General features: G+C 72.1%; 4 protein-coding genes. 1 reads left to right on the top strand and 3 read right to left on the bottom strand.

All coding sequences use genetic code 11. The annotated features are described in order from the left end of the window. Positions 1-535: 535 nt before the first annotated feature. The 3 genes from AB0E90_RS50525 to AB0E90_RS50515 form a co-directional block, all read right to left on the bottom strand. A complete protein-coding gene (locus AB0E90_RS50525) occupies positions 536-1489 on the bottom strand; it encodes a LysR family transcriptional regulator (protein ID WP_360420846.1) in 954 nt (317 codons plus the stop codon). 58 nt (positions 1490-1547) lie between these two features. Continuing rightward, on the bottom strand, positions 1548-2369 hold the full coding sequence (locus AB0E90_RS50520) for an SAM-dependent methyltransferase (RefSeq protein ID WP_360420844.1): 822 nt from the start codon (positions 2367-2369) through the stop codon (positions 1548-1550). Between the two features lie 61 nt (positions 2370-2430). After that, a complete protein-coding gene (locus AB0E90_RS50515) occupies positions 2431-3978 on the bottom strand; it encodes a M4 family metallopeptidase (RefSeq protein ID WP_360420842.1) in 1548 nt (515 codons plus the stop codon). 513 nt (positions 3979-4491) lie between these two features. Between AB0E90_RS50515 and AB0E90_RS50510 the strand changes: the two genes are divergently transcribed. Beyond that, the gene (locus tag AB0E90_RS50510; RefSeq protein ID WP_360420840.1) at positions 4492-11541 is read left to right on the top strand and encodes an SDR family NAD(P)-dependent oxidoreductase; all 7050 of its coding nucleotides are present in this window, start codon (positions 4492-4494) and stop codon (positions 11539-11541) included. Position 11542 lies beyond the last annotated feature (1 nt).

The following is an 11542-nucleotide window of genomic DNA, read 5'->3' as shown; positions in this document are numbered from 1 at the left end:
GGGGCTGAGGGCGCAGGGGCTGAGGGCGCAGGGGCTGAGGGCGCAGGGGCTGAGGGCGCAGGGGCTGAGGGCGCAGGGGCTGAGGGCGCAGGGGCCGAGGGGCGCAGGGGCTGAGGGCGCAGGGGCCGAGGGGCGCAGGGGCTGAGGGCGCAGGGGCCGAGGGGCGCAGGGGCCGAGGGGCGCAGGGGCTGAGGGCGCAGGGGCCGAGGGGCGCAGGGGCTGAGGGCGCAGGGCCGCAGGGCGCAGGGCCGCAGGGCCGCGGGGCCGCAGGGCGCGGGCCGCAGGGCGCGGGGGCGGGGCGCGGGGCTCGGGGCTCGGTGGGCGTTGGACGGTGGGTGCGCGGGGTGGGGTCGAGCGGAGGTCGGTGGGCGGGGCGCGGGGGGCGCGGGGGGCGCGGGCGCTCGAGGGTGAGAGGGCGTGGGGTGAGGGGTGCGGCGTGGAGAGCTGACGCGTTTGTGGCGGCGCGTTGGGGCGCGAGGTCGGCGGTGCGGCGGTGATGGCGGTGTCTGCTGTCGAGGGTTTGGTGCTTGAGGGGTCAGCTCCACAGGGTTACGTGCACTGACGGGCGGAAGTGGCTCACGTTTACGCCGGAGCCGCGCATCATGGCCTGGATCGCCCGTGGGGTTGCGGCGAAGCGGGCCAGCTCCGCGGCCGCTGAGGGGGCGCCCTGGTCGGCTCGGGTCAGGGAGTGCCAGACCGATTCCAGCGTGGCGTAGGGGCCGGCCAGCTGCACCAACTGGCCGCTGCGGACGTCGGGGGCGACCGTGAAGGACAGGGCCGGGGCCACGCCCTTTCCGCGTTTTGCCTCCTCCAGCGCAGCCGCGTGGCTCTGGAAGATCTGCTGATGTTCCTCGGGGACGGCCAGGCGGCGCAGCAGGGCCGGGATCGCGCCGGTGTCGGCGGCGGCCGAGGGGCCCAGCAGCCAGGTCTGGTCGCGCAGCTGGGCGGCTGATGCCCGCACGCCGGCCAGCGGGTGGGCGGCGCCGGAGACGACCACCACGCGGTAGTTCATCACCGGGCGGGCGAGCAGGCCGCTGTCGGCGGCGGGGCGGGGGCCGATCGCGATGTCGACGGCCCGGGTGGCCAGCAGCGCCGGGAAGGCGGCCGGGTTGTGGACGCTCAGTTCGACGTCGAGGTCGTCGGCGCGGCCGGCGAACAGCTCGATCAGGCCGGGGGCCGCATACTCGGCGAAGAGGCTCGAGGCGGCCACCCGCAGCAGGCGGCGGCCGCTGCCGGCGGTGCTCACCTCGCGGACCGTGATGTCCTGCAGGCCCAGCATCTCGGCGGCCCGGCTGGCCAGGCGCAGGCCGCCGGGGGTGAACGCCAGGCCGGCGGCGGTGCGCGTGAAGAGCTGATCGCCCAACTCCTTGCGGAGCTGCCCGATGTGCAGGGAGATCGCCGACTCGGAGACGCTCAGCTCGGCCGCGGCCAGCTTGACCGAGCCCAGCCGCACGACGGCCGAGTAGGCGCGCAGCTGCGTGGGGGTCATAGCCCGAGCCTGCCACGTCGCGCCATCGCGATCCCCCTATGGAATGTTGTGAGGGAGCTTAGGGTTTCCGGCCCACTGCCGCCAGGATGCCGACCAGGCGTGGATCGGGTTTTTGCACGCCGGGCGCCGGCCGCCACTCGGTGGCCAGGGCGATGCCGGGATCGACCAGCTCCAGCCCGCCGAACAGGGCGCCGAACTCAGTGTGGTCGCGGGGCCAGACGTCGCTGCGGCCGGACTTGAGCATCACCTCGTAGCGGGTGCGCTCCTCGGCGGTCATGAAGTCGGTCGTCATGTGGGTCACGGCCAGGTAGCTGCCCGAGGGGAGGGCCTCCAGCAGTTCCTCGACCAGGGGCTGGGCGGCGCGGCGGCCGGGGATGAAGTGCAGGATCGCGACCAGCATCAGCGCGATCGGCTCGTCGAGCGAGATCGTGTCACGCAGCGCCGGGTCGCCGAGGATCTTCGACGGCTCGCGCAGGTCGGCCTCGAGGTAGGTGGTGCGGCCCGCCGGGGTGCTGTTGAGCAGCGCCTGCGCGTGGGTCATCACCATCGGATCGTTGTCGACGTAGACGACCTTCGAGTCGGGCGCGATGCGCTGCGCGACCTCGTGGGTGTTACCGGCGGTGGGCAGGCCGGTGCCGACGTCGAGGAACTGCCGCACGCCCGCCTCGCCGGCCAGGAACGAGACCATCCGGCCGAGCACGTCACGGTTCGCTCGCACCCCCGTACGCATGCCGGGGAATTTCTTTTCTATCTCGTCGCCGGAGGCGCGGTCGGCGGCGAAGTGGTCCTTGCCGCCCAGCCAGTAGTTGTATCGCCGGGCCGGATGCGCCACCGAAGAGTCGATGGCCGGCCTTGTGCCATCCCCGTTGGTCGAAGCCATCCCCCGACCATAATGGAACGGCCCGGGCCACAGTGGACCCGAGCCGTACTCACAGCAACTGTTAGCTTACGGAGACCGCGGCCCAGGCGGCCGCGGTGGCGGCGTACTGGGTGCTGCTCGCCCCGAACAGGTCGGTGGCCGCCTTGAGCGTGGCGGTCTTCGCCGCGCTGTAGTTGCTCGACGAGGTCAGGTAGGTGGTCAGGGCCCGGTAGAAGATCGCGCCGGCGTCGTCGTTGCCGATGCCGGTCACGGTGCCGCTGTTGCAGGTCGGGCTGCTGTACGAGACGCCGTTGACGGTGTGCGCGCCGGAGCCGACGGCCAGCAGGAAGAACGCGTGGTTGCCGACGCCCGAGGAGTAGTGCACGTCGAGGTTCTTGACGGTGCTGCTCCAGCACTTGGCCGAGCTGCCGTCCTTGGACGGGTCGTCCATCCAGCGCAGCGGGGTGCCGCTGGCCACGACCTTCTCGCCGATCAGGTAGTCGGCAGTGTCCTTGGCGTTGTTCGAGTAGAACTCGACCAGGGTGCCCATGATGTCGCTGTAGGACTCGTTGAGGCCACCCGACTCACCGGAGTAGGTCAGGCCGGCGGTGCGCGACGTGACGCCGTGGGTCATCTCGTGGCCGGCCACGTCGAGGGTGACGAACGGGTTGTAGGTGCTGCCGTTGCCATCGCCGTACGTCATGCAGAAGCACGAGTCGGACCAGCTGGCGTTGAGATAGCTGTTGCCGTAGTGGACCCGGTTGTAGCTGCCGGTCCCGTCGCCGGCGATGCCGGAGCGGCCGAACTTCGACAGGTAGAAGTCCCAGGTCTCGCTCACGCCGTACTGCGCGTCGACGCCCAGGGTGGCCCGGTCGGTCAGCGCGCCGGTGCCCCACTTGTTGTCGGCGTCGGTGAACAGGGTGCCAGATCCGATCCGGCGGTTGTTCATGTCGACCGTGTACGTGTTGCCGCGGGTCGGGTCCTTGAGCTGGTAGGTGCTGCCGGACAGGGTGGTCTCGAGGGTGACCGCGCCGACGTTGTAGCCGGTTCCGGAGCCGGTGACGGTCTGTTCCTCGGCCCACTTCTCGACGACCGCGCCGGTCGACGCGTTCACCAGCACGTGCTGCAGGCCGGCGGCGGTGGTCACCTCGGTGCGGTAGACCAGCGTCGGGGTGGCCTCGCGAGCGCTGACGGCGAGGGTGGCGGCGCCGGTCGCGGTGCCCTTGAGCGCGGCGGCCGCGGCGGCGCCGGCCTTGGTCGCGGTGAGCGCGGGGGTCACGGCCAGAGACAGGGGCGAGGCGAGCGTACGGGTGACCTCGCGAACCGAGCCGTCGGCGTTGAGGTGGGCGATCACGTCGCCACCGATGACGTCGATGCCCTTGTAGGTGCGGTTCATGTGCACGTGGCTGGCGCCGGTCGCGTCCAGCTGCGCGGCGCCGCGGGCGGCGAACGAGTCGGACGAGCCCGCCGCGAACAGGGCGGCGTGGTCCTTGACGGCGGTCTGCGCGAACGCGGTGGCCTGGGCCGGGGTGCTGGGCCGGGCCGCCGGAGCGGCGTTCGCCGGGACCGTGGCGATCAGGCCGGCGGCCGCGGCGAGCGAGGTGGCGCTGAGGATGACTCTGGTGCGCACCGGGGGGTTCTCCTCTCATGGTCCGGCCGGGCTAGGCCGGATGACCATTGAGTTTCGTGAATGCCTGGCCCGGTGTGAAGACCCTGGCCTGTTACCAATCCGTGTCGTCGTGTTCACAGTTCGCACAGTCCGAGTTGGACCGTGTTGTGCACGGTGACCGTTTCGTGGGTGTCGATGGCCATTGAGTTACTTGGCGTACTCGGTTCCTGTGTGAAGGCAAGCGCTTGCTACCAGCTAGTAGGTAAGCCTATGAAGTGGCTATGAGATACGGAGAGTAATGAACAGCAACTTACTCTCCGTAAAGAATCCTGAACGTCATATATGTCTAGCGATATGGAACCCGTGAATGACATTGATATGACCAGGCGAAACCCCTATGAGTACCCTCTGGTGAAGTGCCAATATTCGATGACTTCGATCAAGATTGGTTAACGGCGCTGTAACCGAGCCTCGTTAGGTTCCTACGCACCGTGAGATCGACTCATCTGCATGTCTGACTAGAGCGGGAGTTCGATGAGTACGACACCCTGCGCCCCCGTCATCGCCGTAACCGGTGCCTCGGGGATCGAGCCGAGCCCGTACCTCGTCGCCGCGGCCACCGCCGCCGGCGCGACGGGCATCATGGACCTGGGTACCGGCGAGGCCTGGACGATGCGCCTGCTGCGGCAGGCGGCGGCCCGGGCCACCGAGCCGATCGGCGTGCGCGTCGGCGCCCGGTGTGCCGCCGGCCTCGACGACGTCCTGACCGCCACCGGCGGCCGCCTCGCCGTCGTCGTGCTGACCGCCGACGCCGCCTGGCCGGTCCCGGCCGGCCAGAACGTCCTGATCGAGGTCACCGATGTCGCCGAGGCGCGCGCCGCCGTCGCCGCTGGCGCCCACGGTCTGATCGCCCGCGGCATGGAGTCCGCCGGCCGGGTCAGCGACCTGAGCACGTTCGTGCTGCTGCAGGCCGTGCTCGACGCCGCCGGCGAGATCCCGGTCTGGGCGGCCGGCGGCATCGGGCCGCGCACCGCCGCCGCGGTGATGGCGGCCGGCGCCGCCGGGGTGCTGCTCGACAGCCAGCTGCTGCTGATGCCCGAGGCCGACCTGCCCGACCACAGCCGCGCCGCGCTCGCCCGGATGGACGGCACCGAGACGGTCGCCCAGCGCCAGGCGTCCGGGCTGCTCGGCGTCGGCGCAGACGGCCCGCTCGCCGCCGCGTTCGCCGCCCGCTGGGCCGACACCGGCGCCGCGATCCGGGCCATCCGGGCCGCCGCCGACGAGGACTGGGCGACGGCGGCCGGGCTGCTCGCGCCGGGTGGGCCGCTCGCCGCGGCGCTCGGTGTCGACCTGCCGGTCGCGCAGGGCCCGATGACCCGGGTCAGCGACGAGCCCGCGTTCGCCGCCGCGGTCGCCGCCGAGGGCGCGCTGCCGTTCATCGCGCTCGCGCTCGCCGACGTGCCGAAGACCGAGCAGATGCTCGCCGGAACGGCCGCCGCCCTGGGCGATCGCCCGTGGGGCGTCGGCATCCTCGGGTTCGCGCCCGACCACGTGAAAGCCGGTCAGATCGAGGTCATCCGGCGGGTGCGCCCGGCGTACGCCATCATCGCCGGAGGCCGCCCGGCGCAAGCGAAAGCGCTGGAGGCCGAAGGCATCCGGTCGTTCCTGCACGTGCCGTCGCCCGGCCTGCTCAAGCAGTTCCTCGCGGCCGGCAGCCGCCGCTTCGTCTTCGAGGGCGCGGAATGCGGCGGTCACGTCGGGCCGCGCGCCAGTTTCCCGCTCTGGGAGGCGCAGCTCGCGGTGCTCGACTCCTTCGTGGACGAGCACCCCGCCGCCGCCGGCGGCCTGCAGATCTTCTTCGCCGGCGGGGTGCACGACGCGCGAAGTGCGGCGATGGTGGCGGCTCTTGCCGCGCCTCTCGCCCGGCGGGGCGCCAAGATCGGCGTGCTGATGGGTACGGCGTACCTGTTCACCGCCGAAGCCGTCGCCAGCGGCGCCATTCAGCCGCTGTTCCAGCGCGAGGCCGTCGCGGCCGAGCGGACCGCGCTGCTGGAGACCGCGCCGGGGCACGCCACCCGCTGCCTGGCCAGCGGATTCGCCGACGACTTCCACGCGCTGCGGGACGGGCTCGAGGAGGCCGGCGTCGACCACCGGCAGATCTGGGAACAGCTGGAGATGCTCAACGTGGGCCGGCTGCGGGTGGCCAGCAAGGGCCTGCGACGCGAAGGCGACGCACTCGTCGAGGTGGACGAGGCGGGCCAGGCGGCCGAGGGCCTGTTCATGGCCGGCCAGGTGGCGGTGCTGCGTTCGTCGGTGACGACGATTGCCTCGCTGCACGAGTCGGTGACCTCTTCCGCGTCCCGGCTGCTGGCGTCGCTCGCCGCCACGCCTTCTCCCGCTGTGCCGGACGACGCGGCAGCGCCGCTGGACATCGCGATCATCGGGATGGCCTGCGTGTTCCCCGGCTCGGCGGATTTGTCAGGCTATTGGCGGACGATCTTGGGCGCCGCCGATGAGATCACCGAGATCCCGCCGGGCCGCTGGGACGTCGACACCTACTACGCGCCCGAGGTCGGGCCGGGGCAGAGCGGCCGGGTCACCGTCTCCAAGTGGGGCGGCTTCATCGAGCCGATCCCGTTCGACGCGATCCGCTACGGCATCCCCCCGTCCGCGCTGGCCAGCATCGACCCGACCCAGCTGCTCGCCCTCGAGGTGTCGCAGCGAGCCCTGCTCGACGCCGGTTACGCCTATGACACAGCGGGCGCCGACCACTCTCGCACCGGCGTGGTCTTCGGCGCCGAAGCCGGCGGCGACCTGGCCGGCGCCAAGACGCTGCGCGCGATCCTGCCCTCGTACGTCGGCGACCTGCCGCCCGGCCTCGACGAACAGCTGCCGGCGATCACCGAGGACTCGTTCCCGGGTGTGCTCGCCAACGTGATCGCCGGGCGGATCGCCAACCGGCTCGACCTCGGCGGCCCGAACTTCACCGTGGACGCCGCCTGCGCCTCGTCGCTCGCCGCGCTCGACGCCGCCTGCAAGGAACTCGCCACCGGCGGCAGCGACCTGATGATCTGCGGCGGCGCCGACCTGCACAACGGCATCAACGACTACATCATGTTCACCTCGGCGCACGCGCTCTCGCCGACCGGCCGCTGCCGCACGTTCGACAGCACCGGCGACGGCATCGCGCTCGGCGAGGGCGTGGCCACCGTCGTACTCAAGCGGCTCGCCGACGCCGAACGAGACGGCGACCGGGTGTACGCGGTGATCAAGGGCCTCGGCGGAGCCAGCGACGGGCGTGCGCTCGGCCTGACCGCGCCGCGCGCCGAGGGACAGCGGCGGGCGCTCGACCGTGCCTACCAGGTCGCCGGGATCAGTCCCGCCGCGGTCGGCCTGGTCGAAGCGCACGGCACCGGCACGGTCGTCGGCGACCGTACCGAGCTGGAGACCTTGACCCGGCTCTTCGAAGATTCTGGCGCTTTGGTTGGACAGACCGCGCTCGGCTCGGTCAAATCGCAGATCGGGCATACCAAGTGCGCGGCGGGGCTTGCCGGCGTCATCAAGGCCGCGCTCTCGCTGCACGTCGGCGTCAAACCGCCCACCCTCAACCTGACCCGCCCCAACCCCGCCTGGTCGGCCGCCACCAGCCCGTTCGCCTTCCACACCTCGGCCCAGCCGTGGACCGAGCCGGCCGCCTCGCGCATCGCCGGGGTCAGCGCGTTCGGCTTCGGCGGCACCAACTACCACGCCGTCCTTGCCGCCCACCCGGCCGCCGCCGAACCCCGGCACGGCCAGGGCACGTGGCCGGCCGAACTGTTCGTCTTCCGGGGGAGTGACCAGGCCGCCGCCCAGCGGGGCGTGCGCCGGCTCCTCGATCGACTCCAGGTCGTCGCCGGCTTGCGCGAGCTGGCGACGACCTGGGCCGGTGAATCCGACCCGCGCACCGGGCCGGTCCGCATCGCCGTCGTCGCCCGCGACCCCGGCGAACTGTCCGACCTGCTGGAACGCGCCCTGGCCGGCGAGCATTCACCGCAGCGCGGGCTGATCCAGCCGGCCGCATCGACCGACCCCGGCAAGGTCGCGTTCCTCTTCCCGGGGCAGGGCAGCCAGCGGCCCGGCGCGCTCGCCGAGCTGTTCATCACGTTCCCCGAGCTGCAGCACTACCTGTCGCTCGGCCAGGAGTGGGCGGACGTCATGTTCCCGCCGGCCGCGTTCGACGACGAGACGTCGGCGGCTCAGAAGTCGCAGCTCCGCGACACCCGCAACGCCCAGCCGGCGCTCGGCATCGGCGGGCTCGCCGTCGACCACCTGCTGCGCCGCCTCGGCATCCGGCCCGACCTCACCGCCGGGCACAGCTACGGCGAGCTCGTCGCGCTCTGCGTCTCCGGCGCGTTCGACCCGGCCACGCTGCTGTCGCTGAGCAGCTCCCGGGCGGCCAGCATCCTCGCCGCGGCGGGCGACGACCCCGGCACGATGGCCGCGGTCAGCGGGACCCCCGCTTCCATCACCGCCGCGTTATCGTCGGCCGGCCTCGCCGAGACCGTGGTGATCGCCAACCACAACGCGCCCGCCCAGGCCGTCATCTCCGGGACGACTCCGGCCGTGCGGACGGCGGTGGCCGCTTTGGGTACGGCCGGGCTGACCGCCCGGTCCATTCCGGTGGCCTGCGCCTTCCACAGCCCGGTCGTCGCCGGCGGCAGCGCGCTGTTCGCCGACGTCCTGGCCGGGGTGGACGTTGCGGCGCCGGCCGGTGAGGTCTGGTCGAACCGCACCGCTTCGGTCTATCCGGACTCCGCTTCCGGGGTCCGCGAGGAACTGGCCGCCCAGATCGCCTCGCCGGTCCGGTTCGTCGACCAGATCGAGGCCATGTACGCGGCCGGCGCGCGCGTCTTCGTCGAGGCCGGGCCCGGGCAGGTGCTCACCGGCCTGGTCGGCAGCGTGCTCGGCGACCGCCCGCACCTCGCCGTCGCCACCGACGGGCGGGACGGCCTGCGCGCGCTGCTGCTCGCCGTCGCCCAGCTCGCCTGCGCCGGCGTTCCCGTCAACACCGGCTGGCTGTTCCGCGGCCGCGAAACCCGTTCCGCCAAGACGTCGCGGCCGCTCTGGACCGTCGACGGCCATCTCGTACGCGACCAGCACGGAGCCTGCCTGCCCGGCGGTCTCGCCCCGGCAACGCGCATTCCCGAGGAGTTGACCATGACTACGCATCCCCAGCAGCAACAGGCTCCGAACACCCAGAACGCACTGCTCTCCGAGTACCTCCGCACCACCCGCGAGATGATCACCTCGCAGCGGGACGTGATGCTCGCCTTCCTCGGCCACCAGCCGGCCACCACCCTTGAAGCGGCCCCGGTCCACTACGAGCCGGCCGCCTATCAGGCGCCGTATCCGCAGGAAGAGCTCGTGCCGAGCATGGCGGCGCCGGCGCTCGAAGCCGCCTATGCCAGCCCGGCGCCGGTTGCTCCGGTCATCGTTGCCGCGCCTGTTACGCCGGCGATGGATGTTCAGGGTGCGGTGCTGTCGGTGATCAGTGAGCGGACCGGGTACCCGATCGAGCTGATTGAGCTTGATCTCGACCTGGAGGCCGACCTGAGCGTCGACTCGATCAAGCGGGCCGAGGTGGCGGGTGAGGTCGCGTCGCGGCTCGGCCTGTCCGTCGACGGGGACGAGTCGGAGCTGGAGGACCTGGTCAAGGCACGGACGGTGCGCTCGATGGTGGACTGGCTGGACAGCCGGATCGCGCCGGCGCCCGCAGCCGTTAGCCCGACGAACGTTAGCGCCACGAACGTTAGCCTGACGAACGTTAGTGGGACGAACGTTAGTGGGACGAACGTTAGTGGCACGAACGTTAGTGCGACTAACGTTAGTGGGCCTATCGATGTTCAGGGGGCCGTGCTCTCCGTCATCAGCGACCGCACCGGTTACCCGGTGGAGCTCATCGAGCCCGATCTAGACCTCGAAGCCGACCTCAGCGTCGACTCGATCAAGCGAGCCGAGGTGGCCGGCGAGGTCGCGTCCCGGCTCGGCCTGTCCGTCGACGGCGACGAGTCGGAGCTGGAAGACCTGGTCAAGGCCCGCACCGTACGGTCCATGGTGGATTGGCTGGAGAGCCGGATCAACGGCGCCGGCCCGGCCGCGATCGAGCCGGCGCCGGAGCCCGTCCAGGAATCCGGCGGCATCGCCCCGCAGCGTCTCGTGTCCCGCCTGCAACCGGCCGCGGCCGGGGAAGGCGAGGTGCGCCTCAATGGCGCAAGGTTTCTAGTCTCCGGCGGAATCTCGACGTCGGCGCAGCTCGGCGGCCTGCTGGAAATGGCCGGCGCCGAGGTCGTGACCGGCGGCAACGCGCACGGCCTGATCCTGCTCGACGGCCTCGACGACGGCCCGGCCCTGCTGCCCGACCTGTTCGGGCAGATCCGGCAGTCGCTCGCCGGCGGGGTGCGCTGGGTGATCGCGGCCGGCCGTCCCGGTGACCGCAACGACGGCATGCCCGGCCTGTTCCGCACGATCGCCCGCGAATACCCCGAGGTCACCGCCCGGTACGTCGAGTTCCGCACGGAGATCGACACTCCGGCCGCACTGTTGCGGGAGCTGGCCGAGACCGGCGTGGCGCCGGTCATCGCGTACACCGAGGACGGCCGCCACGGCGAGGACCTGGTGAACGAGGGTCTCGGCGTGCTGGCCGACGGCGGCGCCGGCCCGGCCGGGGACGGCGCGTCCGAGGCCCGGGCGCTCGGCCTCGACCAGGACTCGGTGCTCGTGCTGGTCGGCGGCGCGCGCGGCATCACGCCGTGGTTCGCCCGTACGGTCGCCGCGGCGGCCCGCTGCCGGGTCGAGCTGATCGGCCGCACCGCGCTGCCGGACGGCCCGGCCGGCGACGACCTGCCGGCCGGTCTCGACAAGGCGGGGCTGCGCAAGGAGCTGGCCCGGCGCGGCATGCGCTCGCCCGCCGAGATCGACCGCGCCGCGTCGGCGGTCCTGGCCGCCCGGGAGGTCGAGGCGACCATCGGCGAGCTGCGCGAGCTCGGCGCGACGGTCAACTACCACGCCGCCGACGTACGGGATGAGCAGGCGGTCCGGCAACTGATCACGAAGATCCACGATGAACACGGGCGGATCGACGGGCTCGTGTACGCGGCCGGGGTCATCGAGGACAAGCTGATCGCCGACAAGTCGCCGGAGTCGTTCGCCCGGGTGTTCGGCACCAAGGTCGACGGCTGCCGCACGGTTCTCGGTGCGCTGGCCCATTCAAGAACCGAGCCGAAGTTCGTGGTGCTGTTCGGCAGCATCGCGGCCGCCTACGGCAACCGGGGGCAGAGCGACTACGCCGCCGCCAACGACGCCCTCGACACGCTCGGCGCGCGCTGGGCCGACGCGTACGGCAAGCGGGTCCTGACCGTGCATTGGGGTCCGTGGGCGCCGGGAGCCGGGCACACCGGGATGGTCACGCCGGAGCTGATGCAGGAGTACGCGCGGCGCGGCATCGCCCTGATCGACCCCGAGGAGGGCGCGCTCAGCCTCCTGCGCGAGCTGGCCTGGGGCTCCGCTGAGACCACCTCGGTCGTCTACACCGCGTCGGGGTGGTGAC

Source organism: Actinoplanes sp. NPDC026619 (assembly GCF_040638295.1).
Taxonomy (GTDB): domain Bacteria; phylum Actinomycetota; class Actinomycetes; order Mycobacteriales; family Micromonosporaceae; genus Actinoplanes.
This window is presented reverse-complemented; position numbering and strand designations above follow the sequence as displayed.

Bases quoted from the DNA above. Each gene is read 5' to 3' on its own strand.
- AB0E90_RS50525 (WP_360420846.1), bottom strand. From the start codon at position 1,489: ATGACCCCCACGCAGCTGCGCGCCTACTCGGCCGTCGTGCGGCTGGGC.
- AB0E90_RS50520 (WP_360420844.1), bottom strand. From the start codon at position 2,369: ATGGCTTCGACCAACGGGGATGGCACAAGGCCGGCCATCGACTCTTCG.
- AB0E90_RS50510 (WP_360420840.1), top strand. From the start codon at position 4,492: ATGAGTACGACACCCTGCGCCCCCGTCATCGCCGTAACCGGTGCCTCG.